Raw genomic sequence first — 26,593 nt, forward strand, 5'->3', positions numbered from 1 at the left:
CGGGCCCCTCGTCCGTTCCCCGGCCCGTGTCAGCGGCTGCCGCGCAGCCTGCGCCACGGAGTGAGGGTGAAGACCGCGCCGCCGAGCAGCACGGAGGTGCCGGCGATCAGGGCGAGCGCCTTCAGCCCGCCGTGGTCGTTCGCGCCGGTCTCGGCGAGTCCGCCGCTGGTGCCACCGGACGAACCACCGCCGGACGTACCGCCGGTGCCACCGGAGGTGCCGCCGGAGCTGCCGCCCGAACCGCCGGAGGTGCCGCCGGACGTACCGCCGGGCTGGGCCGTGGTGTCCAGCTCCAGCGAGGCGCCGGGGTCCTTGGCCGGGGTGCAGGTGGTGGTCGTACCGAGCGCCTTGACGGTCAGCACCCCGGGGGTGAGTGTCGCCTTGCCGCTCGCGCCCGGTTTGTAGGTGCCGGTGAGGTCCGGGATCTCGATCGGGTCACCGGACTTGATGGGCCCCTTGTTGGTCGGGCCCTCCACGGCGACCTCGCCCTTGTCGGCACCGCCGACCTTCACCGCCATCGCGGGCTTGACGGAGTCGGCAGGGATGTCGGCCGGGCTGTCCATCACGGACTTGCCGAACTTGACGGTGAGGTCGAAGCTGCCGCCCTTCTTGGTGGCGTTGATCTGGACCGGGGAGGTGGCCTCCTTGTCGCCGATGGGGGTCTTGCAGCGGTAGTCGACGCTGACCTGCTTACCCGTCTGGGTGTCGCCGTCGCCGCCACCGCCACCGCTGGTCGAACCACCGGTCGTGGTGCCACCGGTGGTGGAACCGCCCGTGGTCGTCCCACCGGTCGTCGTACCGCCCGTGGTCGTCCCACCGGTCGTCGTACCGCCCGTGGTCGTCCCACCGGTCGTCGTACCGCCCGTGGTCGTGCCACCGGTCGTCGTACCGCCCGTGGTGGTCCCACCGGTGGTCGAACCGCCGCCGTCGGTCACCTTGATGGTGGCGGCGGCCTTGACCGTCTCCTTGGCCGAGCACTTGGTGTCCGTGGAGATCGGCTTGCTGACGTTGATGGTGTACGCACCGGGGGTCAGCGTGACCTCCCCGGCCTTCGTCAGCTTCAGCTTGGCCTTCATATCGGACAGCTTCATCGGGCTGTCCTTGGGGATCGGCGGGTTCTCCCGCGCCCCCTCCACGGCCAGATCACCGGTCTGCGCCCCGCCCACCGTGAGGGTGCCGGTGGGCTTCACGGTGTCCTTCTCCAGATCGAGGATGGGCGGGTTCTTGGAAGCGGCCTGCACCGTCTTCCACACCACCTCGACCTCGTCGCCGACCTTGGCGGTGGCCGGGGCCTGGACGTCCACCGTCGTGGTGCCCTGCACCGGCGGCATACCGGAGATCGGCGGTGGCAGGCACTCGGTCTTGTACGAGACCTCGGCGCCTTGTGCGGTACTCGCGCCGAACAGCACGCCCGCACCGCCGAGTACCAGCGCGGCAACGGCCGCGCCCACTCTTCGTTGCGTACTCACGTCGATCCTTTCGGGGTCGGTCGGTCGTTCTCGGACGGTGCGGAAGGGTGTTGCGTCTGCGACCCCGGGAGGGTGTCCGGGGTGAACCAGGGCAGGGCCGGGGCCCGTGCGTCAGGGGCGGGGGCGGCGGGGCCGGTCCGGGCGCGGCCGCGGCGGGGGCGGCGGATACGGGAACGGCGGGCGCGGGCATGCGCGGCGGATGCCGCAGGACGCGGCGGCCGCACCCGGTCCACGACGGCCATGCCGATCCGGAAGACCGCCGCCGGGATCACCACGCACAGCAGGACCCAGAAGAGCGTGACGCCCCACGGCCGTCCGACCGTCCACGGCTGTTCGACCAGCAGCTTGCGGCCGTACTCCAGCGAGACGACGTAGTCGCCGTGGGCCCCGGCCGACAGTTCGACCTCCAGCTCGACCCGGGCCTTCCTGCCCGGCTGGATGGTCCCCCGCCACTGCCGCTCCTCCCACGAGGGCGCGAGGACACCGTGCGAGGCGCCCACCCGGAAGACCGGATCGCGGGCCGGGGTGGAGCCGAGGTTGGCGACGGTGACCACCAGCGTGCGGCGCGGGGGCGCGCCGAACCACGTCAGCAGCCCGCTCGAGCCGTCGAGCCGTGCCGAGAGCGCGCTGAGCCGCTCACCGCCGGTGCGCTTCCGGGGCAGGGGTTTCACCGGGTGTCCGGCGACGCGGAACGCCACATCGGCGGAGGCGGCGTCACCGGTCACGGTCGCGGCGTGCACGACGCAGGGGCAGGGCTCGGGCGGATCGGCGACCGGCAGCTTCCGGCGGAAGGTGCCGTCCGCTCCGGTGGTGACCGCCCTGCCGTCGGAGTTGGCGCAGGAGTTGGTGCCGCCGATCATGTTCTGACCGCAGATGAGCAGGGTCAGCAGCGCTTTCGGCCGCCAGCCGCGGCCGGTCACGGTGATCGAACCGCCGGTGCCCGCCTCGCGCGGCGAGACCGCGACGGTGGGCCCGTCGGAGGCCGCGGCGGCGGGGCCGGTGAACGGTACGGCGAGGGCGCCCAGGAGCAGGGCGAGGACCACCAGGGCGACGGCGGCCGGAGGCGTGGGGTGACGTGTCATCCGTCGGCCCCCGCCCCGGCTCCCGCTCCTACGACGGCCGCCTCCGCCTCCGGTGCGGCCGCTTGGGCACGGCGGCGGTGCCGCCGTACCAGCCGGCCACCCGCGGTGCCCGCGCCCAGGGCCCCGAGCGCCGCCGTGACCAGCAGCCACGGCGGTACGGCGGTGTAGGTGGTGGACGCCGTGTCCTGCGCTCCCCCGGCCGCGGTGACCGTCAGCCGCACCGCCACCCGGTCGGCGGCGGGCGCGTCGGGCCACCGCTCGGTGAGCCGCACCCGGCGGCCGGGGGCCAGTTCGAGCGGCAGGGTGCGGGCGTCGCGGCGCAGCACGGCGCCGAAGAGGCCGTCGGCCCGGACGGCGAGCCGTGGGGTGAGCGCGGTGGTGCCGCGGTTGACGAGGGCGTAGCGGATGGCCGCCCCGTCGCCGTGCCGCTCCACGCGCACGTCCTCGACGGAGAGCGAGGTCATGGTGGGGCCGTTGACCCGCAGATGGGTGCGGACGGCGATCTCGCGCCCGTCCCCCGAGACCCGGACCGCTCCGGTGCGCTCACCGGGTGCCGCGTCGGCGGGGACGGTGACGGTGAGCGGGACGTCGGCGCGGGTGCGGGGCGGCACCGTCACCCGGTGCTCGGCGAGCGCGACGTGGACGCCGCCGGTGCCGCGCAGCCGTACGGTACGGGGCCGGGTGCCCTCGTTGGTGACGGCGAGCGTGTCGCGGAGGACGGCGCCGGGGCCGCCCTCCAGATAGAAGTACGCCCGGTCGCCCGCGCCCGGGGCGCGTCCGCCGCCGGGCGCGGGCGCCGCCGCCCAGCCGTGTCCCCCGGGCGCGGCGGGGGCCGCGGTGGCCACCGCCGTGGGGAAGACCGCGAGGGCCAGCAGGGGGGCGGTCAGCAGCGCGGCGGTGCGGACGCGGAGGTGGACGACGGTGTGGGTACGCGACGGCATCGGCGGCTCCTCGGTTGCTCGTCCTCGTGCGGCCCGGCCGGGGCCGCGCTAGGCGGCCCGGCCGCGGCGCCGGGAGAGCCAGAGGGCTCCGGCCACTCCGGTGAGCAGCACGGTTCCGCCGAGGGTGCCGAGGGCGAGGGCGGAGTCGGCGGGTCCGGTCTGCGGCAGCTGGGAGCCGCCCGTACCGGCCGTGTCCCCGCCGCCCGTACCGCCGCCGCTGCCGCCCGTCGTTCCGCCGGAGGAGCCGCTGCCGCCGCCTGATCCGGAGCCGCCTGCGCCCTTGACGTCCAGCGTCAGGGAGGGCCCCGGACCGTTGCCGGGGGTACAGGTGGTGGTCGTGCCCAGGGCCTTGATGGTGAGGGTGGAGGCGGTGAAGGTGACCTTGCCGCTCTTCTTCGGCGTGTAGGTGCCCGTCAGGTCACGGATCTTGATGGGGGTGTTGGCGGGGATCGCCTTGTCGTTGGCGGGCCCCGAGACCGCGACCGTGCCGGTCTCCGCGCCGCCCAGCTTGATCAGGGCGCTGGGGTGCATCGCGCCCTTGCCGAGTTCGACCGGACTGGAGGAGACGCCCTTCTCGAAGGACATGGTGAGCTTGTAGCCGCCGCCGCTCTTCACGCTCTTGATGTCGATGGGCGACACCGCGCTCTTGTCACCGATCGGCGTCTTGCACTTGTAGTCGACGTCGACGGTGGTGGCGTGGGCGGCCGGGGCGCCGAGGAAGACCGCGGAACCGGCCACGGCCGCGGCGAGCGTGAGGGCGCCGCCACGGCCGACCGTACGGCGTTGGGGGTGGGACACCACGAGATCCCCTCTCGTCGGGCGCCGCAACAGCAGAACTGACGGCACATCAGATCGGGCGCCGACAGTACGCCGGGGACCTTGGAGAGGGAAGACAAAGAACGCGCCGGATCGGCGCGAAGAGGGTGAAGACCGGGTGAAGCGGATGACGCGGACGCGCCGCCGGACACGACGGACGGTGGAGTCGCGGCGCGGGCGGGCGCAGGGGGTGACCGCGGGAGGCGGCGGGCCGCGGCGGCGGGGGTGACCGCGGTGGCGGCGGCGGGGGTGACCGCGGCGGATCAGCCGGACCCGAGGGCGCAGAGCGCGCGGGGGGATTCGGGCCGGGGCCGTGCTCTTCAGGCCGGAGCGGCGAGCTCCGCCCAGACCGTCTTACCGGAGCCTTCCACGTTCCGCACCACGCCCCAGTCGAGGCACAGCCGCTGCACGATGAACATGCCGTGGCCGCCGGGACGCCCCGCGCGGTGCGGGGTACGCGGCGCGGGCGTACCGGTGCCGAGGTCGACCACTTCGAGGCGGAGCACCTTGGCGTTGGAGCTGACGCGCAGCTCCTCCGGGCCGTCGGCGTGCAGACAGGCGTTGGTGACCAGTTCGGAGACGACGAGCAGTACGTCCTCCGCGGCCGCCCGCTGGTCCGCGGTCGCGGCCGGCAGCCAGCCCCAGTCACGCAGCGCCTCGCGCGTGAAGTCACGGGCACGCGGAACCGCTCCGCTGGCTCCGATCAGATGGAGCCTGCGGATCTGGCGGATCCGCCCGGCGGCCGGAGTACCCGGTGGGATGGCCGAAGCGGCGGGACCATCCGGGTCCGGGCCGCGGTCGCCCGGCGGGTACGGCCGGGTGGTGCTCATCAGCGCTTCACCTCACCGATTCACCGATTCAGGGACAAGGGTTACCTGATCTGTTCAACAGTTTCAGCCTGTCTCCTGCCCGGCCAAAGCGTGAGAACACCCACTTCTTCAACACCGCTGATGTGACGCGGGCAACGCATGACGTCGTACTCAGGACACACCGGAAACAGGAGTGACGTAGATCACTCGACTAGTGCGGCGTCCAGCGAGTCATGCAGCGTGAAGACGGCTTCCGCTCCGGTGATCTCGAACACGCGCGCAACGATGGGCTGCATCCCGGCCAGGTGGACTCCGCCACCCTCGGCCTCGGCCTTGAGGCGAGCCCCCAGGAGGACGTTCAGCCCGGTCGAATCGCAGAACTCCAGCTTGGAGCAGTCCACGACCAGCCGCGCGCGTCCGCCTTCCACGCATTTCTCCAGCGGCTCGCGCAGCACGTCGGCGGTGTGGTGATCCAACTCACCTGCCGGTGTGACGACCGCACTCGCTCCGTGGTGCCGAACCTCGACCTGAAGCCGGCCCTTGCTGGCGCTGCCGACCATCCCGCGGTCCATGTGCGCACCTCTTCTGGCGTCTCGTTGCTTTCGATTGCGCGCATCGAACCCTACGCCTTCTACCCGGTCCTCCGGTACCCGAACATTTCGCATACTTCGGCAAATTCAACAAATATGGACAACGTGGACTTGCCACGCGATGGCCAATACGGGTAGGCGTAGTAGTGACCCGCTCGAACACGACCGGCTTTGGAGGCGCCGCTCCCCGAGCAGCACGTCATGGCACCGGCAGCCATATGCCGAGAACGACGGAGGAGACTATGTCACCCCAGCTCGACGAATCGCGTACCGATCCTTCCTGGAGTACCGGCGTCTCGTCGACCACCGTACCCGCGCAGTTCACCCCCGACGCGGACACCCAGGCACTCGCCGGAACCGCGTTGGATGAACTGCCGGACCTGTCCGATCTGCCGGAGATACCCCCGTATGAAACGGTTGGTCCGGTAGATGCGAGGGCTCTCTCCAAGACCCTCTTCGAACGCCTCGAGATGCTGGACGAAGGCACCCACGAGTACGCGTACGTACGCAACACGCTCGTCGAGCTGAACCTGGCACTGGTCAAGTTCGCCGCCTCGCGCTTCCGCTCCCGCAGCGAGCCGATGGAGGACATCGTCCAGGTCGGCACCATCGGACTGATCAAGGCGATCGACCGCTTCGAGCCCGGACGCGGTGTCGAGTTCCCCACCTTCGCGATGCCGACCATCGTCGGCGAGATCAAGCGCTTCTTCCGGGACACGAGCTGGTCCGTGCGCGTCCCCAGGCGGCTCCAGGAGCTGCGGCTGGACCTGGCCAAGGCCGGTGACGAGCTGGCGCAGTCGCTCGACCGCGCCCCCACCGTGGACGAGTTGGCCAAGCGCCTGGACATCAGCACCGCCGAGGTCGTCGAGGGCATGGCCGCGAGCAACGCGTACACCGCCAGCTCGCTGGACGCCCAGCCCGAGGAGGACGACACCGAGGGCACCCTGGCGGACCGGATCGGCTACGAGGACCACGGTCTCGAGGGCATCGAGTACGTGGAGTCCCTGAAGCCGCTGATCGCCGAACTGCCCCCGCGCGACCGGAAGATCCTGTCGCTGCGCTTCGTGGCCAACATGACGCAGTCGGAGATCGGTGAAGAGCTGGGCATCTCCCAGATGCATGTCTCCCGGCTGCTGTCGCGCACCCTCCGTCGGCTCCGCAAGGGACTGATGATCGAGGAGTAGACGCCGCCGCAGACGGATAAGGGCCCGCCCCCGCTCAGCCGGGACGGGTCCTTATTCGCGTCGGCGTCCGGGCCGGCGCCGGCCCGGAGGGTCCGTCAGACGAGGGTTCCGCCGCGCCAGACGGCCGACACCAGCGGGACCCCGGGCCGGTAGGCGAGGTGGACATGGGACGGGGCGTCCAGCAGCGCCAGATCGGCGCGGGCGCCCGGGGTGATACGGCCGACGTCGGTACGGCGCAGGGCGCGCGCCCCGCCCTCGGTGGCCGCCCAGACCGCCTCGTCCGGGGTCATCCCCATGTCGCGCACGGCGAGCGCGATACAGAACGGCATGGAACTGGTGAAGGACGAGCCCGGGTTGCAGTCCGGGGAGAGCGCCACGGTGACGCCCGCGTCCAGCAGCCGCCGCGCGTCCGGGTACGGCGAGCGGGTGGAGAACTCGCAGCCCGGCAGCAGGGTGGCCACCGTCTCGCTGCGCGCCAGCGCGTCGACGTCCTCGTCCGTCAGATAGGTGCAGTGGTCCGCGGAGGCGGCGCCCAGCTCCACGGCGAGCTGCACCCCGGGGCCGTACGAGAGCTGGTTGGCGTGCACCCGCGGGATCAGCCCGTGCCGCTGTCCGGCGGTGAGCACCGCCCGCGCCTGGTCGCCGTCGAACGCGCCCTTCTCGCAGAACACGTCCACCCAGCGGGCGTAGGGGGCGCACATCTCGAGCATCGGGCCGGTCACCAGGTCCACATACGCGGCCGGGTCGTCGGCGAACTCGGGGGCGACGACATGCGCCCCCAGGAACGTCACCTCATCGGTGTGGGCGGCGGCGATGGACAGGGCACGCGCCTCGTCCTCCGACGTCAGCCCGTAGCCGGACTTGATCTCCAGGGTGGTGGTGCCCTGGCGCAGGGCCTCCATCACATAGCGGGCGACATTGGCGTTGAGCTCATTGTTGGAGGCCGCCCGGGTGGCGGCCACCGTGGTGCGGATCCCGCCCGCGCTGTACCGCCGCCCGGACATCCGGGCGTTGAACTCCTCGGTCCGGTCGCCCGCGAAGACCACATGGGAGTGGGAGTCCACGAAACCGGGGATGGCGGCGCGTCCGGCCGCGTCCACCCGGTTGTCGGTGGCGGGTACGTCGCGGGTGGCGCCGACCCAGGCGATCCGGTCGCCGTCGATGACGACGGCCGCGTCCCGGATCAGACCGAGCGGGCCCTCGCCGAGGGCGGGGTCGTTGGTGACGAGGCCGGCGATATGGGTGATGGCGGTCGTCGCGGGTGTGGCGGCCGCGTCCGTCGCGGTGGTCATCGTGAGGGTGTTCTCCTTCATGGGCCGCCCGGGCGGCCCGTCGTCGCTCAGCCGTGCAGGGCCGCGATGGACGCGGCCAGCGCCTCGGGCACCCGCGGGACGAGCTGATGGGCGCCGTCCCGTACGACATGGCGGCCGCCGACCACGGTGTGCCGGACATCGGCACTGGTCGCCGCGAACACGGCCGTCTCGGCGCCCAGCCGGGACGGCGGTCCCGCGGTGCGCACCGAGTCCAGCGCGATCGTGGTGAGGTCGGCCAGCGCCCCCACCTCGATCCGGCCCGCGTCATCGCCCCAGCCCAGCGCCGCATGGCCGTCGGCCGTCGCGGCGCGCAACAGTTGGGGCGCGGTCCAGTGGCCCCGGGCGCGGGTGTGCAGCCGCTCGTCCAGCTCCATGGCGCGGGCCTCTTCGAGGATGTCGATCACGGCGTGGCTGTCGCTGCCGAGCGACAGCGGTGAACCCGCGCGCTGGAGTTCGGCGGCCGGGCCGATGCCGTCGGCGAGGTCCCGTTCGGTGGTCGGGCACATGCACACCCCGGTGGCCGAATGGCCCAGCAGCCGGATGTCGCCCGGGGTGAGGTGGGTGGCGTGCACCGCGGTGGTGCGCGGCCCCAGCACCCCGTGGTCGGCGAGCAGCCGGGCCGGGGTGAAGCCGTGCGCCTCCACACAGGCGTCGTTCTCGGCGGTCTGCTCGGAGAGATGGACATGGAGCGGGGCGAACCGCTCCTCCGCCCAGCCCGAGACGGTGGCCAGCTGGTCGACGGGGACGGCCCGCACCGAGTGGATGGCCGCGCCGATCCTGGCGGTGCCGTTGCCCTTGAGCGCGGAGACCCGCTCGGCCCAGGCGTCGGCGCTGCCGTCGGAGAAGCGAAGCTGGTGCTGGTCAGGTTCGGCGCCGAACCCGGAGGAGAGGTAGCAGGTGTCGAGGAGGGTGATACGGATCCCGGCCTCGCCCGCCGCCGCGATCAGGGCCTGCCCCATCGCGTTGGGGTCGCCGTAGCGGGTGCCGCCGGGGGCGTGGTGCAGATAGTGGAACTCGCCCACGCAGGTGATGCCCGCCATGGCCATCTCGGCGTAGACGGCGCGGGCGAGTTCGAAGTAGCTCTCCGGGGTGAGCCGGTCGGCGACCTCGTACATCACCTTGCGCCAGGTCCAGAAGGAGTCCGGCGCGCCCTGTCCGTGCCGGTCCGCGGCCGCCGCCCCGGACCCGGCCTGGACGTAGCCGCGCAGCGCCCGGTGGAAGGCATGGCTGTGCGCGTTGGCAAGGCCGGGGACGGTGAGGCCGCGCAGGGTGACCGAGCCCGCGGGCGGGACCGGACAGCCGGGCCGCACCGCGGTGATCCTCCCGTCCGTCGCGGCCACGATCACCACGTCCGGCCGGACGCTTCCGCCCAGCCAGGCGTACTCCGCCCAGTAGGTCTGCGCCGTCAGTGACACGCCAACCCCTCCAGTACCTGCGCGAGCGCGGCCACACCGGCGAGGCAGTCATCCTCGCCCGCCGTCTCCGCGGGTGAGTGCGAGACGCCGGTGGGGTTCCTTACAAACAGCATGGCGGTCGGAACCGACGCGGACAAAATGCCCGCGTCGTGTCCGGCGCCCGTGGGCAGTACCGGAACCCCTCCGAGCAGGCCGGACAGCCGGTCCCGCAGATCGTGGGCGAATTCCACGACCGGGGTGAAGGACTCCCGGGTGACCCGTACCTCCACCCCGTCGCGCTCTCCGCGCTCCACGGCGGCCCGCTCGACCTCCTCGACGACGGCGGCGAGGGTCTTCTCGTCCGCCGCCCGGGAGTCCAGCCAGCCGCGTACCAGCGAGGCGATCGCGTTGACCCCGTTGGGCTCCACGCTGACCTTGCCGAACGTGGCCAGGGCACCGGCCAGCCGGGCCTTCTTGCGGGCCGCGAGCACGGTGTTGGCGTAGGTGAGCATCGGGTCGCGGCGGTCCTCCAGCCGGGTGGTCCCGGCGTGGTTGGCCTCGCCGTGGAAGTCGAACCGCCAGCGGCCGTGCGGCCAGATCGCGGAGGCGACGCCCACCGCGTCTCCTGTGTCCGCCAGGGCCCGGCCCTGCTCGACATGGAGCTCGACGAAGGCGCCGATCCGGGCCAGCCGCTCGGTGTCAGGGCCGATGGCGTCCGGGTCGTACCCGGCGCGCTCCATGGCCTGCGGCAGCGAGATCCCATCGGCGTCACGCAGGGTGTGCGCCTGGTCGACGGTGAGCTGTCCGGCGGTGAGCCGGGAGCCGACGCAGGCAAGCCCGAAGCGGGCGCCCTCCTCGTCGCCGAAGTTCACGATGGCGAGCGGTTTGGCGGGCTTCGCACCGCGGGCGCGGAGTTCGTCGAGCGCGGCGAAGGAGGACACCACGCCGAGCGGGCCGTCGAAGGCGCCGCCGTCGGGCACGGAGTCCAGGTGGGAGCCGGTGACGACGGCGTCCCCGGCGGCGGGGTCACCGAACCAGGCCCACTGGTTGCCGTTGCGGTCCACCTCGTAGGTCAGACCGCGGGTCTCCGTCTGGGCCCGGAACCAGGCGCGGCAGTCGGTGTCCGCGCCGGTCCAGGCGTAGCGGCGGTAGCCCGTGGTGGTGGCGTCGCGGCCGATGGGCGCGAGGTCGCGCCACATCTCCAGGAAGGACGGGGGCCGGTGGGCGGGTGCGGTCACGCCGTCCCTTCCTCACGCATCGGGACGCGCACCTCGCGCTCCGCCGCCACCTCGTCGGCGCGGTCGTAGCCCGCGTCGACATGGCGGATCACGCCCATGCCCGGGTCGTTGGTGAGCACCCGGCGGATCTTCTCGCCCGCCAGCGCGGTGCCGTCGGCCACGGTGACCTGTCCGGCGTGGATGGAGCGGCCCATGCCGACGCCGCCGCCGTGGTGGAGGGAGACCCAGGAGGCGCCCGAGGCGACGTTGACCATGGCGTTGAGCAGCGGCCAGTCGGCGATGGCGTCCGAGCCGTCGAGCATGGCCTCGGTCTCGCGGTACGGGGAGGCCACCGAACCGCAGTCCAGGTGGTCACGGCCGATGGCCAGCGGGGCGGCGAGGGTGCCGTCGGCCACCATCTCGTTGAACCGCTCGCCCGCCTTGTCGCGCTCGCCGTAGCCGAGCCAGCAGATACGGGCGGGCAGCCCCTGGAAGTGCACCCGCTCCCCCGCCATCTTGATCCAGCGGGCCAGCGACTCGTTCTCCGGGAACAGCTCCAGGATCGCCTTGTCGGTGGCGGCGATGTCCTTGGGGTCGCCGGAGAGCGCGGCCCAGCGGAACGGGCCCTTGCCCTCGCAGAACAGCGGACGGATGTAGGCCGGGACGAAGCCGGGGAAGGCGAAGGCCCGCTCGTAGCCCGCCAGTTGAGCCTCGCCGCGGATGGAGTTGCCGTAGTCGAAGACCTCGGCACCGGCGTCCATGAAGCCGACCATGGCCTCGACATGCCGGGCCATGGACTCCCGCGCCCGCTGGGTGAAGTCCGCGGGCTTCTCGGCGGCGTACGAGGCCATCTCGTCGAAGTCCACACCGACCGGCAGATAGGCCAGCGGGTCGTGGGCGCTGGTCTGGTCGGTGACGATGTCGATCGGGGCGTTCATCGCGAGGAGCTGGGGGAGCAGTTCGGCCGCGTTGCCCAGGACGCCGATCGACAGCGGGCGGCGGGCGTCGCGCGCCTCGGTCGCCAGCTGGAGGGCGTGGTCCAGGCTGTCCGCCCGGACGTCCAGGTAGCGGTGCTCGATCCGGCGCTCGATGGCGCGCGGGTCGCAGTCGATGCAGATCGCCACCCCGTCGTTCATGGTGACGGCGAGCGGCTGGGCGCCGCCCATCCCGCCGAGACCGGCGGTGAGGGTGATGGTTCCGGCCAGGGTGCCGCCGAACTTCTTCTCGGCCACCGCGGCGAAGGTCTCATAGGTGCCCTGGAGGATGCCCTGGGTGCCGATGTAGATCCACGAGCCCGCGGTCATCTGGCCGTACATGGTCAGGCCCAGCGCCTCCAGGCGGCGGAACTCCTCCCAGTTGGCCCAGTCACCGACCAGATTGGAGTTGGCGATCAGCACCCGCGGCGCCCACTCGTGCGTCTGCATCACACCGACCGGACGGCCCGACTGGACGAGCATCGTCTCGTCCTGCTTGAGCGTGCGGAGGGTGTGCACCATGGCGTCGAACGAGCGCCAGTCGCGGGCCGCCTTGCCGGTGCCGCCGTAGACGACCAGCTTGTCGGGGTGCTCGGCCACCTCCGGGTCGAGGTTGTTCTGGAGCATCCGGAGGGCGGCTTCCTGCTGCCACCCCCGGGCACTGAGCTCCGTACCGCGCGGTGCCCGTACGGGTCGCGGACCTGACATGGGCCGTGCCTCCCTGACGTCGACTGGATCGAGATATTCACATCTTGGCTTCAGTGAATAGAGCTAGTCAATAGCGCCGCGTCCGGGCCGCCGCGCGCACCCGGGTGGTTCACCGTGCCGTCCGTCCCGGACGCGCGGTGGCCTCATGGCCCCGGGCGGTGCCAGGACATAGCGTCACGGCGTCGCCGCCCGGTTCCGGACCCCGAAACCGCCGAGGCCACGGACCACCGCCGAGGAGCCCCCGTGCCGCAGCCCGCCGCCGCCCCGGTCCCGCCGCCCGCCACCCACCGCGAGGTGCGGCTCACCGCCCGGCCGTCCGACGGAACGCTCACCACCGGCCACTTCGACGTGGTCACCGTTCCGCTGCCCGTCCCCGGCCCCGGCCGGCTGCTGGTGCGCAACCGCCTGATGAGCGTCACCGCCGCGATGCGTCCACTGCCCCGGGGCGGTCCGGGCGCCCTCGGACTGCCGGGGCCGCTGCCGTCGGCCGAGCCCGGCGCGGTGCCGCACGGCCCCGCGGTCGGCGAGGTGATCAGCGCACCGGACGGCACCGGCCCCGCCCCCGGCACCCTGGTACGGCACTCCCTCGGCTGGCGCGAGTACGCGGTCGTGGACGCGGCCGGGGCCCTGCCGATCGACGGCGACGGGCTGCCCGACCCCGCCGCCCAGCTCTCCCAGGGCTTCCCCGCCTGGCTGGGGGTGGTGCGCGGGGCGGGCGTACGGCGCGGCGACACCGTCTTCGTCACCGGGGCCGCGGGCGGGGTGGGCTCCCTGGCCGGGCAGTTCGCCCGGCTGCACGGCGCGGCCCGGGTCATCGGCTCCACCGGCTCCCCGGCCAAGGCCGGGCGGCTGGTCCGGGAGCTGGGGTACGACGCGGTGGTGCTGCGCGGCGGCGGGCCGGTCGAGGAGCAGCTCCGGGCGGCGGCACCCGACGGGATCGATGTGCTCGTCGACACCGTCGGCGGGGAGCAGCTCCAGGCGGCGCTCACGCTGGCCCGCCGAGGGGCCCGGTTCGCGATCCTGGGCGCGCTGTCCGCCCAGCTCTCCGGTGACCCGGCCGCCCGCACCGGGATCAGCACACTGTCGCTGGTCACCCGGGGGGTCACCCTGCGGGGCATCAGCGGCCACGACCACCAGGACGCACGGCCCGACTACACCCGCGCCTTCGGCCGGGCGCTGCGCGAGGGCACGGTGGTCTATCCGCACACCCGGCTGACGGGGATCGCCCAGGCACCGCGCGCGCTGGTCGAACTGCTCGGGGGACGGCACCTGGGGGCGGTCCTGGTGGAGCTGTGACCGCGCGGGCGCACCACTGGCCAGGCCACCGGGCGGGTGATTGGCTGAAGTCATGACGTCGAACACGCTCGCGGGGGACGGGCCCGAGCGGCGGGCCGCCCGGCGCGAGACCGCCGTACGGGCCGCCGTGGAGCAGGGGCTGCTGAGCCCCGGGGAGCCGGTCGTCGGACTGCTGGACGTGACCGCGATCCGCGCCGCCGCGGCGGCGCTGCGGACCGCCTTCGACGAGGTCACCGCCCCCGGCACCGCCGTCCTGCACGCCTTCGCGGTGAAGGCCGCCGCCCTCGTGCCGGTGCTGCGGCTGCTGGCCGACGAAGGGCTGGGCTGTGAGGTGGCCAGCCCCGGTGAGCTGGCGCTGGCCCGCGCCGCGGGCGTGCCCCCGGAACGGATCGTGCTGGACTCCCCCGCCAAGACCACCGGCGAGCTGCGCGAGGCGCTGGCCGCGCGGATCGCCGTCAACGCCGACAACCCCGAGGAGCTGGACCGGCTCGACGCGCTGATCGCGCCGCGCGGCGACACCACGCCCGCGACCCCGCACGGCCCGGTCGGGCTGCGGGTCAATCCGCAGGTGGGCGGGGGCAGCATCGACGCGCTCAGCACGGCCACCGCGACCTCCAAGTTCGGGATCGCGCTCCAGGACCCGGGGGTGCGCGAGCGCGTCGTCCGCGCGGTCGCGGAGCGGCCGTGGCTGACCCGGCTGCACGCGCACACCGGCTCCCAGGGCATCCCGCTGGAGCTGATGACCGCGGGCGTCCGGGCCGTGTACGAACTGGCCGAGGAGATCAACGAGACGGTCGGCCACCGGCAGATCGACACCCTCGACATCGGTGGCGGACTGCCGGTGAACTTCGGCTCCGACGAGTTCACCCCCGGCTACCGGGACTACGCCCAACTGCTGCTGACCACCGTTCCCGGGCTCTTCGACGGCCGGTACGGGCTGGTCACCGAGTTCGGGCGGTCGCTGCTCGCCAAGTCCGGCACGGTGCTGGCCCGGGTCGAGTACGCGAAGTCCGCGGGCGGGCGGTCGATCGCGGTCACCCACGCGGGCGCCCAGCTCGCCACCCGCACGGTCTTCGCCCCCGAGTCCTGGCCCCTGCGGATCACCGCCTACGACGCGGCGGGCCGCCCCAAGCCGACGGCACCCGGCGGTCTGGTCGCCCAGGACATCGCGGGGCCGTGCTGCTTCGCGGGCGACCTGGTGGCCCGTGACCGCCCGCTGCCTCACCTCGCCGCGGGCGATCTGGTGGGCCTGCTGGACACCGGCGCGTACTACTTCTCCAACCACTTCGCCTACAACAGCCTGCCGCGCCCCGGCGTCTACGGCTTCACCGTGGACGGCGACGAGGTGCGGTTCGCAACGGTGCGCCCGCCCCAGACGGTCGAGGAGATCGTCACGGAGAGCGGCGGCGACCACGCCGGAAGCCTGCTGGAGGTCTGACGCCCCGCACCGCGGCCACCGCCCCGGCTCGGGCCGCGGACCGGTGTACGCCGCCACCGCGCACGACGGGCCGCGCAGACGGGCCATCTCCGGCCGGGTGTCCCCGCGCCGGTCCCGCACGGCGCCCGAACGGCGGGACCGCGTACGCCACCCCGCCCCGGGCGGGCGCGAACGTGTCGTCTTCGGCCGGTGTACCGCGGCGCGTGGCGGCGGTGGGGTGGTGCGGGGGGCTGTCCGGCGTTCGGCATCCGGCGGCGCGGTCGCCGGGCCGTCCGCGCGGCGGGGCGCGGTCACCAGGGGCGGTCAGTCCACGAACAGGCCGCGGGCCGCCGCCTTGGTGTCGAACTCCTCCAGCCGGGCCTGGGCGTCCGGGAGGCCGTCGCACATCGCTTCCAGCAGCATCCGGCCCAGCAGCATCGGGGCGCAGGCGGTGTCGAAGGCCAGCCCGGTGCCGACCGCGGCGGGCAGCAGCAGATCGCTGTGGCGGGCGACCGGGGCGAAGGCGCTGTCCGCCACGGTGACCACGGTGAGCCCGGCCCCGCGGGCATACTCCAGGGCCTCCACGACCTCGCGCGGATGGCGCGGCAGCGCGAAGCAGAGCAGGGCGGTCGCGCCCGCGCGCTGGGCCGCGTCGATGCGGTCGGGAAGCATCGTGCCGCCCTCGTCGAGCAGCCGGACGTCCGGGTGGACCTTGCGCGCGAAGTAGGCGAAGCCGCCCGCCTGGGCGGAGGCGGCGCGCAGCCCGAGGACCGGGAGCGGCCGGGACCCGGCCAGCAGCCGGCCGGCGCGTTCGACCGGGGCGGGGTCGGCCAGCAGGGCGGCGAGGTGGCGCAGATTGTCGATCTCGGACTGCACCGCCTGCTGGTACTCGTTGTACGCGCCCTCCTCCGCCGGCGGTTCGGCGGGCGCGACCTCGCGCAGATGCTTGCGCAGCGCGGGGTAGCCGTCGAAGCCGAGCGCGACCGCGAAGCGGGTCACCGACGGCTGGCTGACGCCCGCCAGTTCGGCGAGTTCGACGCTGGAGAGGAACGGGGCGTCCGCGGCCCGCCGCACCATGCAGTGGGCGATCCGGCGCTGGGTCGGGGTGAGCCGGTGACCCTCGAAGAGCGCCTGGAGCCGGGCGGCGCCGCCCCCGGTCTCGGTCCCGGCATCGGTCCCGGCGTCGGTCCCCGCGGCGTCCGGCGCCGCCCCGTTGTCGGTCCTCATCGCGTCCGTCCTCCTGGCCTCGCACTGTCCGGCATATGAGACATCCTCCCGGTCACTCCGGCCCGAACGTGCCCTACTCCCACGGCGGCCCGGCGTTCCGTCCCATATTGCGAACAGAAGATACCGCCGATCAACGCAGACCTCTTGACTTCTATTCACTCGCGCATGACTGTGCATGACTATATGCAGACAGGGCAAGGGGAAGCGAATGTTCCGCTTCACGTGCCGCGTCGGCCCGTGCGCCCCCTCCCCTGCCCCCGCGAAGAACCAGCCGCAGGAGCACCGTATGCCTGACTCCCTGGTCGAAAGACGCTCCATCGACGTCGTTCCCGACGCGGAGCGCCACGGCACCGCCTTCAGCCAGTTCACGCTGTGGGTCGGCGCCAACCTCCAGATCACCGCCGTGGTCACCGGCGCACTCGCCGTCGTCTTCGGCTCGAACGCCTTCTGGGCCGTCCTCGCCCTGCTGCTGGGCAATGTCCTGGGCGGTGCGGTGATGGCTCTGCACTCGGCCCAGGGGCCACGGCTCGGTCTGCCGCAGATGATCTCTTCCCGGGCGCAGTTCGGGGTGCGCGGGGCGATCGTCCCGCTGCTGCTGGTGATCGTGATGTACGTGGGGTTCTTCGCCAGCGGCAGTGTGCTGGCGGGCCAGGCGGTCGGTGAGCTGACCCATCTCGGCGACACCACCGGCATCGTGCTCTTCGCGCTGGTCACCGCCGTGACCGCGACGATCGGCTACCGCCTGATCCACACCCTGGGCCGGATCGCCGGAGTGGTGTGCGCGCTGGCCTTCGTCTACCTCGGCATCCGGCTGCTGGACCGCGCCGACCTCGCCACCCTGCTGCACGACCGGACCTTCGACATCCCGCTCTTCCTCCTCGCGATGTCGCTGTCCGCCTCCTGGCAGCTCGCGTTCGGCCCGTACGTCGCGGACTACTCCCGCTATCTGCCCCGGTCCACCTCCGCCCGGGCCACGTTCTCCTGGACGCTGGCGGGGACCGTCCTCGGCTCCCAGTGGTCCATGACCTTCGGCGCGCTGGCCGCCGCCGCGGCCGGGGACGCGTTCATCGGCAACGAGGTCTCCTACGTGGTCGGCCTCGGCGGCGGCGCGGCCGTGATCACCTCGCTGCTCTACTTCGTCATCGCCCTCGGCAAGCTCACGGTGAACGTCCTCAACACCTACGGCGGCTTCATGTCGATGGTGACCAGCGTCAGCGGCTTCCGGGGCCGCACCACGCTCTCCCCGCGCGGCCGGGCCGCCTACATCGGCGCGATCATGGTGGCCGGTACGGCGGTCGCCCTGCTGGGCAAGGACAGCTTCCTGTCGTCCTTCAAGGACTTCCTGCTGTTCCTGCTGACCTTCTTCACCCCGTGGAGCGCGATCAACCTGGTCGACTACTACGCGATCGCCAAGGAGCGCTACGACATCCCCGCGCTCAGCGACCCGGACGGCCGCTACGGCGCCTGGCGCTGGCGGGCCCTGATCACCTACGCGGTGGGAGTCCTGGCCCAACTCCCCTTCCTCGCCACCCACTTCTACACCGGCCCGCTCGTGGAACCGCTGGGCGGCGCGGACATCTCCTGGATCGTCGGCCTGGTCGTCCCCGCCGCCCTGTACTGGCTGCTGGCCCGGGGCGACTCCGACCGGGTCCCGGACCGGATGATCCTCGCCCCGCACCAGACCGAGCCCAGCCCGCCCTCCCCCGTCGGCTAGGGCATGCCGCTCAGACCGGAGGCAGCAGCTTCTTCTGCGGTTTGCCCATGGCATTGCGCGGCAGGGCGTCCAGGAAGCGCACCACCCGGGGGCGCTTGTGGACGGAGAGCTCGGTGGCCACGAAGTCGATCAGATCCCGTTCGGTGACGCCCTCGGCGACGACATAGGCGACGATCTGCTGGCCGAGGTCGTCGTGGGGAGCGCCGACGACAGCCGCCTCCTGGACGGCGGGGTGGTCCAGCAGGACGTTCTCGATCTCGCCCGCGCCGATCCGGTAACCACCGGACTTGATCATGTCGGTGGAGGCACGGCCGACGATCCGGTGGAAGCCGTCCGCCTCGACGGTGGCGATGTCCCCGGTGCGGAACCAGCCGTCCTCGGTGTACGCACCGGAGGTGGCCTCGGGGCGGCCCAGATAGCCGTCGAAGAGGGTGGGCCCGGTGAGCTGGAGCTCGCCGATCGCGGCGCCCTCCTCGGCGGCGATCCGGGTGCGGATCCCGGGCAGCGGGACGCCGACCGAGCCGGGCCGGCGCTCGCCGTCGGCGCGGGTGCTGACGGTGATCAGGGTTTCGGTCATGCCGTAGCGCTCGACCGGGCGCTGTCCGGTCAGCCGCTCCAGCTCACGGAAGACCGGTGCCGGGAGCGGGGCGCTGCCGGAGACCAGCAGCCGGGCTCCGGACAGGGCACGGGCCGCGTCCGGGTCCCGGACCACGCGGTTCCAGACGGTGGGCACACCGAAGTAGAGGCTGCCCCCGGCCGCCGCGTACGCCGCGGGCGTCGGCTTCCCGGTGTGCACCAGACGGCTGCCGGTCCGCAGCGCGCCCAGGACGCCCAGCACCAGTCCGTGCACATGGAACAGCGGCAGTCCGTGGACGAGGGTGTCCTCGGCGGTCCAGGCCCAGGCACCGGCGAGCGCGTCCAGATCGGCGGCGACGGCGCGGCGGGAGATCACCACGCCCTTGGGCGCGCCGGTGGTCCCGGAGGTGTAGAGGACGAACGCGGCCGACTCCGGCTCCGGTTCGGCCTTGGTCCACTCCGCGCGTTCGGCCGGATCCACCCGCACCGTCTCCAGCGGTCCCTCCGCGACCTCCGCCCCGGCCCCCGCGAGGAGCAGCGCGGCGCCCGAGTCCCGCAGGATGTGGGCGCGCTCGGCCGGGCCGGAGTCCGGCGGTACGGGCACCGCGGGGACCCCGGCGAGCAGTGCCCCCACCACCGCGACCACCGTCTCCGGGGTCGCGGACGCGTGCACCGCGACGGCCGGGGCCCCGGCGACACGGGCGGCGACCGCGCCCGCGGCGCCGAGCAGGTCCTCGCGCGAGAGGCGGTGGCCGCCGACGGTGACCGCGTCGGGGCGGTCCCCGTCGGGTGCGGCGAGGGACGTCAGCAGAGGGGTGGTCACGGATGGGACTCCTTCCACGGCGGGCCGGGGCTCCGGTCGCCCCCTCCCCGGTCCGGGGGCTAGCCCTACCGACACAGCCTCCCCGGGACCGTACCGTCGTCAAGCATGGACCCCCGTGACCCCGATCCGAAACATGGCCCCGACCTGAAGAAGGAACTCGACGCGACGCTCCAGACCCGCAAGGAGCTGGGCGCGGAGTACGAGTCGGAGCTGGTCGACTCCTTCATGGAGAAGGTCGAGCAGCGGTTCGGCGACGCCGCCGACCGGCACCAGCGACGGCAGATGGCCGAGCGGCAGATGGCGGCCGCGCGCGGACCCCGCCCGTTCGGCGCCGACGGCCGGGCCACCGGCGCCGGTATGGGCGCGGAGGGCTTCGGCGAACGGTTCGCCTTCGTCGGCGTCTCCCTGGTGCTGGCCATCCCGCTGTCGGCGATCGGGGTGGCCAACGAGGGGCTGCCCGGGCTGCTGGTCACCTGGACCGGAATCGTCGGGGTCAACGCGGTGCACGCGGCCGGCCTCTTCACCCGGCTGCGCCGCGGCGGACGCGGCAGGGACGGGGACGACGGGCGCCGCGACGGCGGGGACGAGGGGACGTGACCCCGCGCTGAGCGAGAGAGGACCGCGGGGACCGCCGCACCCCGGTGCCGCACACCGAGGGCGGGACGACGGCGGTCCCCGCGGGGACGCGGGCCGGGTCAGGCCGGCCGCCGCGTCCGGGCGACCGTGGAGTCCGGGAGCCGCTCCGGAAGTCCTTGCCGCCGCTGTGGGTGTCGGGGTCGTCCGTTCCCGACGAACCCCAATCTGCCGCAGCCGTGTTAACCCCGTGCTGCGAGCGCGTGACACCCGCGTACCAGTTGCCGGAAAGGCCCCATCCGCCGTGCGGCGCACGGCAGTTGGGGCCTCGGTGGCAGCGCTCCGGGCGCGGACCGCGCTACTTGGGGGTGCGGGCCAGGTAGGCCAGCAGGTCCTGACGGCTCACCACACCGGTGGGCTTGCCCTCCACCAGCACGACCGCCGCGTCGGCCCGGCCGAGCACCGCCATCAGGTCCGCCACCGGCTCACCGGAGCCGACGTGCGGCAGCGGCGGGCTCATGTGCTTCTCCAGCGGGTCGGTGAGCTCGGCGCGGTGCGCGAACAGCGCGTCCAGCAGCTCGCGCTCCACCACGGAGCCGATGACCTCGGCGGCCATCACGTCCGGGTGACCGGCGCCGGGCTTGACGATCGGCATCTGCGAGACGCCGTACTCCCGCAGCACCTCGATCGCCTCGCCGACGGTCTCCTCCGGGTGCATATGGACGAGCGAGGGCAGGCCGCCCTCCTTGCCCTGGAGGACGTCGCCGACGCGCACCGCCGGGCCGTCCTCCTCCAGGAAGCCGTAGTCGGCCATCCACTCATCGTTGAAGATCTTGGAGAGATAGCCGCGGCCGCTGTCCGGGAGCAGGACGACCACCACGTCGTCCGGGCCCAGGCCCTTCGCCACGCGCAGCGCGCCCACGACCGCCATTCCGCAGGAGCCGCCGACCAGCAGCCCCTCCTCCTTGGCCAGCCGCCGGGTCATCTGGAAGGCGTCCTTGTCGGACACCGCGACGATCCCGTCGGCGACCTCCTGGTCGTAGGCGGTCGGCCAGAAGTCCTCGCCGACGCCCTCGATCAGATACGGACGGCCGGAGCCGCCGGAGTAGACCGAGCCCTCGGGGTCCGCGCCGATGACCTTCACCCGGCCGTCGCTGACGTCCTTCAGGTAGCGGCCGGTGCCGCTGATGGTGCCGCCGGTGCCGACACCCGCCACAAAGTGGGTGATCTTCCCCTCGGTCTGGTCCCACAGCTCGGGACCGGTGGTCTCGTAGTGCGAGCGCGGGTTGTTGGGGTTGCTGTACTGGTCGGGCTTCCAGGCCCCCGGCGTCTCGCGCACCAGGCGGTCCGAGACGTTGTAGTACGAGTCGGGGTGCTCGGGGTCCACGGCGGTCGGGCAGACCACGACCTCGGCGCCGTAGGCCCGCAGCACGTTGATCTTGTCGGTGGACACCTTGTCCGGGCAGACGAAGATGCACTTGTAGCCCTTGCGCTGGGCGACCATCGCCAGGCCGACACCGGTGTTGCCGGAGGTCGGCTCCACGATCGTGCCACCGGGCTTGAGCTCGCCGGACGCCTCCGCCGCCTCGATCATCCGTACCGCGATGCGGTCCTTCACCGAACCGCCGGGGTTGAAGTATTCGACCTTGGCCAGGACGGTCGCCCGGATGCCTTCGGTCACGGTGTTGAGCTTCACCAGCGGGGTCTTGCCGACCAGCTCAATCATCGATTCGTAGTACTGCACACCTGCTCCTGGTCCGGTTCCGCGGGATCTCCGCGTGGGGGCGGCCGCGTCGCGGGCCCGTGCAATCAGCTTATTGCGCCCCCGGACCCTCCGACCGGCGCGTTGCGAGGAAGCCTTCACCGGGAAACAAGGTGTTAGCGGGCCGTACCGACGGCCGCGCGGCGCGTGCGGACGGAGGTGGGCTGGACCCATGTCGATGTCGAGGGCGAGGGTGGCGCGGCGGATCGCGGCCGCGGCGGCATACGGGGGCAGCGGGATCGGGCTGCTGGGCGGGGTGGCCGTCGGTCTGGTGCTCACCGAGCTGTCGCTCGCGAAGCGGGTGGTCGGCGGCTCGGAGTCCGGCCCGCCCCGGGCGGACGGGCGGTACGGCTTCGCCTTCGCCCGCAGGACCGGTCAGCCGCCGCTGCGGCTGGCCTTCCTCGGCGACTCCACGGCCGCCGGACAGGGCGTCCACCGCCCCAGTCAGACGCCGGGCGCGCTGCTGGCCTCCGGGCTCGCGGCGGTGGCGGAGCGCCCGGTGGACCTGCGGAACGTGGCGCTCACCGGCGCCCAGTCCACCGATCTGGAGCGCCAGGTCACCCTGGCGCTGGACGATCCCGAGCAGCCGCCGGACGTCTGCGTGATCATGATCGGCGCCAATGACGTCACCGGGCGGATGCCGCCCGCCCAGTCGGTGCGGCTGCTGTCGGAGGCGGTGCGCAGGCTGCGCGAGAGCGGCTGCGAGGTGGTGGTGGGCACCTGTCCCGACCTCGGCACCATCGAGCCCGTCTACCAGCCGCTGCGCTGGATCGCCCGGCGGCTCAGCCGCCAGCTCGCCGCCGCGCAGACCATCGGGGTGGTCGAGCAGGGCGGCCGTACGGTCTCGCTGGGTGATCTGCTGGGCCCGGAGTTCGCGGCCAATCCGCGGGAGCTGTTCGGCCCGGACAACTACCACCCCTCGGCGGAGGGCTATGCGACGGCCGCCATGGCCGTGCTGCCCACCCTGTGCGCCTCCCTGGGCCTGTGGCCGGAGGAGGCGCCGGAGACGCGCGACGAGGGCATCCTGCCGGTCGCCAAGGCCGCCGCGGAGGCCGCGGCCGAGGGCGGTACCGAGGTCACGGCGGCCCGCGGGCCCTGGGCCCGGCTGCTGCGCCGCCACCGCCCCTCCGAAGCCGGCGCCGAACCCCCCGCCCCGGCCCCCTCACCCCCACCCCTCACCCACTGACCCGGCGGGCCCCGGACACCCCGCGCGGAGGAGCGGGGTGCGGCCCGTTCCGGGGGTGTTCGCGGCGGCTGAGCGTACGCTTGGAAAAAGAGTTCCGCGTCACAGGCCGGAGCCCGTGACCCCCGGAGTACGTGCGGGTAATTTCCCAGACAGTCCAGCCAATCCCTTCCGTCCCATGGAGCTGTGATGCCCGAAGCCGTGATCGTCTCTGCCGCCCGTTCACCCATCGGCCGAGCCTTCAAGGGATCGCTCAAGGACCTGCGGCCGGACGACCTGACCGCCGAGATCATCAAGGCCGCGCTCGCCAAGGTCCCGCAGCTCGACCCGCGCGAGATCGACGACCTGATGCTGGGCTGTGGTCTGCCGGGCGGTGAGCAGGGGCACAACCTGGGCCGGATCGTCGCCGTGCAGATGGGGATGGACCACCTCCCCGGCTGCACCATCACCCGCTACTGCTCCTCCTCCCTGCAGACCTCGCGGATGGCGCTGCACGCCATCAAGGCGGGCGAGGGTGATGTCTTCATCTCGGCGGGCGTCGAGACGGTCTCCCGCTCGGTGAAGGGCAGCTCGGACGGACTGCCGGACACCCACAACCCGCTGTTCGCCGACGGCGAGGCCCGTACCGCCGCGCGCGCCGAGCAGGAGGGCACCGACTGGCACGACCCGCGCGAGGACGGCCTGCTGCCCGACCCGTACATCGCGATGGGCCAGACCGCCGAGAACCTCGCCCGGCTCAAGGGGATCACCCGCCAGGAGATGGACGAGTTCGGCGTGCGGTCCCAGAACCTCGCCGAGGAGGCCATCAAGAAGGGCTTCTGGGAGCGTGAGATCACCCCGGTGACCACCCCCGACGGCACCGTGGTGGCCACGGACGACGGTCCGCGCGCGGGCACCACGCTGGAGGGCGTCCAGGGCCTGAAGCCGGTGTTCCGCCCCGACGGCCTGATCACCGCGGGCAACTGCTGCCCGCTCAACGACGGCGCCGCGGCGCTGGTGATCATGTCCGACACCAAGGCGCGTGAGCTGGGCATCACCCCGCTGGCCCGGATCGTGTCCACCGGTGTCTCCGGGCTCTCCCCCGAGATCATGGGCTACGGACCGGTCGAGGCGTCCCGCCAGGCGCTGTCCCGGGCCGGGCTCTCCATCGGCGACATCGACCTGGTGGAGATCAACGAGGCGTTTGCCGCGCAGGTCATCCCCTCCTACCGGGACCTGGGCATCGACCTGGACCGGCTGAACGTCAACGGCGGCGCCATCGCGGTCGGCCACCCCTTCGGTATGACCGGCGCCCGGATCACCGGCACGCTGATCAACTCGCTCCAGTTCCACGACAAGCAGTTCGGCCTGGAGACCATGTGCGTCGGCGGCGGCCAGGGCATGGCCATGGTCATCGAGCGGCTGAGCTGAGCCGAGGCCCCCGTGCCACCCCGTCCGGCGCCGCGAGGCCGCCGTACCGGGCCGCGGCGGGGTCGTGACCGAATCTCCCCCAGGATGTGACATAAGTCCTGGGGGAGGCTTGTCTCCCCAGCTCAGCCACGGTCGTCCAGGCCCTTCCGGCCCTGAATTCCGTCCCTTTAGTGATGTTATGCACTGACGCCGAGAGGCGCCGCACGTCAAGCTGAGGTAGGAATTCGGGGGATCCATAGCAACCGGGAGTTAAGTCAGTGAGCCCCATGACCCTTGCCGTCCTGCTGGCCGCGGTCACCGCCACGGCCGTGGGCGCCGCTGCCCTGCACACCGCACGAGGTGTGCGGCGGCAGATCACCGAGCTGCGCGCCGACCTCGCCGCGACGGTCGCCGCCGCGGGCCGGGCTGCCCGGGACGGCCGGGGCGACGCCCCCACGGTGCCCGCCGCCCGCACCACCCCCGCCGCCGAGATACGCGCCGCCGTGGCGGACGCGCTCGCGGAGGAGCGGGAGCGCGAGCTGGCCGAGGCACGGGCGTTCTGGGCCGCTCAGGAGGCCCGCGACTCCGCCGGGTCCTCCGACGGTCTTCCGCTGCTCGGCGGCGTCCCCGGCCCCGGTGACGACTCCGTACCGGACAGCCAGCTCTTCGTGCCCCGCCAGGCCGATCTGGCCGGTCTCGAACCGCTGCTCGGCCTGGACGCGCTGGGCCATGACACCCTCGACCCGGCGAGCGAGCCGGAACCCGAGGCCGAGGTGGAGTTCGAGGTGGGCGCCGAGGTCGGCGCCGAGGTGCGCGCCGAGGCGGAGCTGGAGACCGAGGCCGTGGAGTCGGCCGAGCTGGCCGCCGCCCGCCGCCGCCACCCCTCGCACCCCGATTTCACACCCTCCTCGCCGGTGGCCGACCACGACCGCACCGTGACCCGGCTCACCGAGCTGGCCGAGGACCGCGTACCGCTCGCCGATGTGCGCCCCGGTCCGCTCGGCACCCTGGATGTGTACGTCTTCGCCGACGGCACCACGATCTGTATGACACCGGGCCACCGCGAGACCGCGGAGCGGCTGGCGGACGCGCTGCGCGCGGGCACCGCACCGGTGCTGCTGGGCGGTTCGGGCGTCTCCGGCGCCTACGCGCTCACCTTCTGCTGCGGCGCGGACAAGGTCTATGTACTGGCCGACCGCGTGATCGCCTCGCTGTAATCCCGCGCAGGACCGGCCCGCCGGACGGCCCGGTCAGATCCCGCAGCGCGCGGCCGACTCCGTCACCAGCGTGACCGCCTCCGCGAGCTCCCGGGCGCCGTCCCGCGCCGCGCGCTCCAGCGCATGCGCCAAGTCATGGCCCGCCACCGCCAGCTGGTCCGCGACCGCGAACACCCCCGCGTCCGGTATGACCCTGGGCGGGGCGTCCGGCTCCTCAAGACGCTGGGCCCGCAGGGACAATTCCCTTGCCAGCGCCAGTCCTTCCGCCGCCGCCCCCTGCCGCAGCCGGGACTGGGGAAGGGTGCGCAGCCGGTCGGCGAACCGGTCGACGGCCGTGAGCAAGGGGGTCACATCATCCACGGCCGAAGCGTATGCGCCACCGACGGACTGTTGCCAACGGCCGGACACTCAGGCACGGTGAGCTGAAGGACCCCACCCGGGTGTGTCGCACCCGGGTCCGGCATGGACGCGTCCGGAGGCGCCGATGTCCCAAATCTTCTCCGACGAGACTCACCGGAACCTACTTTCCCGCATTCCCCAGTGCACGGGCCGCGAAATCTCCGACTGGCTCCGCACCGTCGACGAAGGCCCCGCGTTCTTCCGCTTCGAGGAGAAGGTCAGCTGGCTGCGCGGTGAGCATCAGCTCGCCTACGGCCACGCCAAAGCGATCATCCATGAGCACGATCTGAGGCGCGCGGCACGCAAGCTGCTGTAGCCGCGCCCCCCTTCCGGGAGGCACCCACGTGTATCCCAGACGGACCACCGGGAGCAGACGCACCCAACGGGGTGGCTCACGCCACAGAAGAAGGGCCCGCGGAGGCAATCGCCTCCGCGGGCCCTTCGCCGTGGGGGCACCCCCCCCCCCCCGGGGGGGGGGGGGGGGGGGGGCGGGGGTGGGGTTCAGCACGGGGAGCCCCCC

The 26,593-nt window shown here is 73.0% G+C and carries 23 protein-coding genes; 9 read left to right on the top strand and 14 right to left on the bottom strand.

All coding sequences use genetic code 11. The features are described from left to right. Positions 1–29 precede the first annotated feature (29 nt). The 6 genes from NMK44_RS29995 to NMK44_RS30020 all read right to left on the bottom strand — a co-directional run bounded on the left by NMK44_RS29995 (position 30) and on the right by NMK44_RS30020 (position 5,689). On the bottom strand, positions 30–1,451 hold the full coding sequence (locus tag NMK44_RS29995) for a hypothetical protein (RefSeq protein ID WP_254749140.1): 1,422 nt from the start codon (positions 1,449–1,451) through the stop codon (positions 30–32). 14 nt (positions 1,452–1,465) lie between these two features. After that, complete coding sequence (locus NMK44_RS30000; RefSeq protein WP_254748965.1) at positions 1,466–2,551, bottom strand: hypothetical protein; 1,086 nt, start codon at positions 2,549–2,551, stop codon at positions 1,466–1,468. After that, complete coding sequence (locus tag NMK44_RS30005) at positions 2,548–3,492, bottom strand: COG1470 family protein (protein ID WP_254748967.1); 945 nt, start codon at positions 3,490–3,492, stop codon at positions 2,548–2,550. Before NMK44_RS30005 ends, NMK44_RS30000 begins: the two co-directional genes overlap by 4 nt. 48 nt (positions 3,493–3,540) lie before the next feature. Then, complete coding sequence (locus NMK44_RS30010) at positions 3,541–4,290, bottom strand: LPXTG cell wall anchor domain-containing protein (RefSeq protein ID WP_254748969.1); 750 nt, start codon at positions 4,288–4,290, stop codon at positions 3,541–3,543. A gap of 338 nt (positions 4,291–4,628) precedes the next feature. Further along, positions 4,629–5,138: an ATP-binding protein gene (locus NMK44_RS30015; RefSeq protein ID WP_254748971.1), complete on the bottom strand. Its 510-nt coding sequence runs from the start codon at positions 5,136–5,138 to the stop codon at positions 4,629–4,631. A 182-nt stretch (positions 5,139–5,320) separates the two neighbouring features. Continuing rightward, on the bottom strand, positions 5,321–5,689 hold the full coding sequence (locus NMK44_RS30020) for an STAS domain-containing protein (RefSeq protein ID WP_254748973.1): 369 nt from the start codon (positions 5,687–5,689) through the stop codon (positions 5,321–5,323). Positions 5,690–5,949: 260 nt separating this feature from the next. Between NMK44_RS30020 and NMK44_RS30025 the strand changes: the two genes are divergently transcribed. After that, a complete protein-coding gene (locus NMK44_RS30025; protein WP_254748974.1) occupies positions 5,950–6,891 on the top strand; it encodes an RNA polymerase sigma factor SigF in 942 nt (313 codons plus the stop codon). Between the two features lie 95 nt (positions 6,892–6,986). On the opposite strand, the gene hutI is transcribed toward NMK44_RS30025, so the two are convergent. The 4 genes from hutI to hutU are packed head-to-tail and all read right to left on the bottom strand — an operon-like array spanning position 6,987 to position 12,497. After that, complete coding sequence (hutI, locus tag NMK44_RS30030) at positions 6,987–8,183, bottom strand: imidazolonepropionase (RefSeq protein ID WP_254748987.1); 1,197 nt, start codon at positions 8,181–8,183, stop codon at positions 6,987–6,989. A gap of 47 nt (positions 8,184–8,230) precedes the next feature. Continuing rightward, complete coding sequence (locus NMK44_RS30035) at positions 8,231–9,613, bottom strand: formimidoylglutamate deiminase (RefSeq protein WP_254749142.1); 1,383 nt, start codon at positions 9,611–9,613, stop codon at positions 8,231–8,233. Then, positions 9,610–10,797, bottom strand: a complete 1,188-nt coding sequence (locus tag NMK44_RS30040; protein ID WP_254749144.1) for an allantoate amidohydrolase — start codon at positions 10,795–10,797, stop codon at positions 9,610–9,612. The genes NMK44_RS30035 and NMK44_RS30040 overlap by 4 nt, the downstream gene beginning before the upstream one ends. A gap of 35 nt (positions 10,798–10,832) precedes the next feature. Continuing rightward, positions 10,833–12,497: a urocanate hydratase gene (gene hutU, locus NMK44_RS30045; protein WP_254748989.1), complete on the bottom strand. Its 1,665-nt coding sequence runs from the start codon at positions 12,495–12,497 to the stop codon at positions 10,833–10,835. 243 nt (positions 12,498–12,740) lie between these two features. On the opposite strand from hutU, the gene NMK44_RS30050 reads away from it, so the two are divergent. Beyond that, a complete protein-coding gene (locus NMK44_RS30050) occupies positions 12,741–13,793 on the top strand; it encodes a zinc-binding dehydrogenase (RefSeq protein ID WP_254748991.1) in 1,053 nt (350 codons plus the stop codon). Between the two features lie 52 nt (positions 13,794–13,845). Further along, entirely contained in the window at positions 13,846–15,231 is a 1,386-nt protein-coding gene (locus NMK44_RS30055; RefSeq protein ID WP_254748993.1) for a type III PLP-dependent enzyme domain-containing protein, read from the top strand. Between the two features lie 303 nt (positions 15,232–15,534). On the opposite strand, the gene NMK44_RS30060 is transcribed toward NMK44_RS30055, so the two are convergent. Beyond that, the gene (locus NMK44_RS30060; protein ID WP_254749015.1) at positions 15,535–16,437 is read right to left on the bottom strand and encodes a MurR/RpiR family transcriptional regulator; all 903 of its coding nucleotides are present in this window, start codon (positions 16,435–16,437) and stop codon (positions 15,535–15,537) included. Positions 16,438–16,723: 286 nt separating this feature from the next. Between NMK44_RS30060 and NMK44_RS30065 the strand changes: the two genes are divergently transcribed. Continuing rightward, positions 16,724–18,151 (top strand): purine-cytosine permease family protein, encoded by a 1,428-nt coding sequence (locus NMK44_RS30065; RefSeq protein ID WP_254749017.1) that lies wholly within the window; start codon positions 16,724–16,726, stop codon positions 18,149–18,151. Between the two features lie 10 nt (positions 18,152–18,161). On the opposite strand, the gene NMK44_RS30070 is transcribed toward NMK44_RS30065, so the two are convergent. Then, the gene (locus tag NMK44_RS30070; RefSeq protein ID WP_254749019.1) at positions 18,162–19,550 is read right to left on the bottom strand and encodes an acyl-CoA synthetase; all 1,389 of its coding nucleotides are present in this window, start codon (positions 19,548–19,550) and stop codon (positions 18,162–18,164) included. 105 nt (positions 19,551–19,655) lie between these two features. Between NMK44_RS30070 and NMK44_RS30075 the strand changes: the two genes are divergently transcribed. After that, positions 19,656–20,147: a hypothetical protein gene (locus tag NMK44_RS30075; protein WP_254749021.1), complete on the top strand. Its 492-nt coding sequence runs from the start codon at positions 19,656–19,658 to the stop codon at positions 20,145–20,147. A 334-nt stretch (positions 20,148–20,481) separates the two neighbouring features. Here NMK44_RS30075 and NMK44_RS30080 read toward each other — a convergent pair whose 3' ends face one another. Continuing rightward, complete coding sequence (locus NMK44_RS30080; protein WP_254749023.1) at positions 20,482–21,867, bottom strand: cystathionine beta-synthase; 1,386 nt, start codon at positions 21,865–21,867, stop codon at positions 20,482–20,484. Between the two features lie 190 nt (positions 21,868–22,057). On the opposite strand from NMK44_RS30080, the gene NMK44_RS30085 reads away from it, so the two are divergent. The 3 genes from NMK44_RS30085 (at position 22,058) to NMK44_RS30095 (ending at position 25,674) form a co-directional block, all read left to right on the top strand. After that, positions 22,058–23,071, top strand: a complete 1,014-nt coding sequence (locus tag NMK44_RS30085) for an SGNH/GDSL hydrolase family protein (protein WP_254749025.1) — start codon at positions 22,058–22,060, stop codon at positions 23,069–23,071. A 186-nt stretch (positions 23,072–23,257) separates the two neighbouring features. Then, positions 23,258–24,478, top strand: coding sequence for an acetyl-CoA C-acetyltransferase (locus tag NMK44_RS30090; RefSeq protein ID WP_254749027.1), 1,221 nt, complete (start codon positions 23,258–23,260; stop codon positions 24,476–24,478). A gap of 257 nt (positions 24,479–24,735) precedes the next feature. Beyond that, positions 24,736–25,674 (top strand): hypothetical protein, encoded by a 939-nt coding sequence (locus tag NMK44_RS30095; RefSeq protein ID WP_254749029.1) that lies wholly within the window; start codon positions 24,736–24,738, stop codon positions 25,672–25,674. A 33-nt stretch (positions 25,675–25,707) separates the two neighbouring features. Here the strand turns inward: NMK44_RS30095 and NMK44_RS30100 are convergent, their stop codons facing one another. Beyond that, on the bottom strand, positions 25,708–26,034 hold the full coding sequence (locus tag NMK44_RS30100) for a hypothetical protein (protein ID WP_254749031.1): 327 nt from the start codon (positions 26,032–26,034) through the stop codon (positions 25,708–25,710). 124 nt (positions 26,035–26,158) lie between these two features. Here NMK44_RS30100 and NMK44_RS30105 point away from each other — a divergent pair, with 124 nt between their 5' ends. Next, entirely contained in the window at positions 26,159–26,389 is a 231-nt protein-coding gene (locus NMK44_RS30105; protein WP_254749033.1) for a DUF4287 domain-containing protein, read from the top strand. Positions 26,390–26,593 lie beyond the last annotated feature (204 nt).

The organism is Streptomyces cucumeris (assembly GCF_024295805.1).
In the GTDB taxonomy this organism is placed as follows: domain Bacteria; phylum Actinomycetota; class Actinomycetes; order Streptomycetales; family Streptomycetaceae; genus Streptomyces; species Streptomyces cucumeris.

Bases quoted from the DNA above. Each gene is read 5' to 3' on its own strand.
- NMK44_RS30000 (WP_254748965.1), bottom strand. From the start codon at position 2,551: ATGACACGTCACCCCACGCCTCCGGCCGCCGTCGCCCTGGTGGTCCTC.
- NMK44_RS30005 (WP_254748967.1), bottom strand. From the start codon at position 3,492: ATGCCGTCGCGTACCCACACCGTCGTCCACCTCCGCGTCCGCACCGCC.
- NMK44_RS30015 (WP_254748971.1), bottom strand. From the start codon at position 5,138: ATGAGCACCACCCGGCCGTACCCGCCGGGCGACCGCGGCCCGGACCCG.
- NMK44_RS30020 (WP_254748973.1), bottom strand. From the start codon at position 5,689: ATGGACCGCGGGATGGTCGGCAGCGCCAGCAAGGGCCGGCTTCAGGTC.
- NMK44_RS30025 (WP_254748974.1), top strand. From the start codon at position 5,950: ATGTCACCCCAGCTCGACGAATCGCGTACCGATCCTTCCTGGAGTACC.
- hutI (WP_254748987.1), bottom strand. From the start codon at position 8,183: ATGACCACCGCGACGGACGCGGCCGCCACACCCGCGACGACCGCCATC.
- NMK44_RS30040 (WP_254749144.1), bottom strand. From the start codon at position 10,797: ATGTGGCGCGACCTCGCGCCCATCGGCCGCGACGCCACCACCACGGGC.
- hutU (WP_254748989.1), bottom strand. From the start codon at position 12,497: ATGTCAGGTCCGCGACCCGTACGGGCACCGCGCGGTACGGAGCTCAGT.
- NMK44_RS30055 (WP_254748993.1), top strand. From the start codon at position 13,846: ATGACGTCGAACACGCTCGCGGGGGACGGGCCCGAGCGGCGGGCCGCC.
- NMK44_RS30060 (WP_254749015.1), bottom strand. From the start codon at position 16,437: ATGAGGACCGACAACGGGGCGGCGCCGGACGCCGCGGGGACCGACGCC.
- NMK44_RS30065 (WP_254749017.1), top strand. From the start codon at position 16,724: ATGCCTGACTCCCTGGTCGAAAGACGCTCCATCGACGTCGTTCCCGAC.
- NMK44_RS30075 (WP_254749021.1), top strand. From the start codon at position 19,656: ATGGACCCCCGTGACCCCGATCCGAAACATGGCCCCGACCTGAAGAAG.
- NMK44_RS30085 (WP_254749025.1), top strand. From the start codon at position 22,058: ATGTCGATGTCGAGGGCGAGGGTGGCGCGGCGGATCGCGGCCGCGGCG.
- NMK44_RS30090 (WP_254749027.1), top strand. From the start codon at position 23,258: ATGCCCGAAGCCGTGATCGTCTCTGCCGCCCGTTCACCCATCGGCCGA.
- NMK44_RS30105 (WP_254749033.1), top strand. From the start codon at position 26,159: ATGTCCCAAATCTTCTCCGACGAGACTCACCGGAACCTACTTTCCCGC.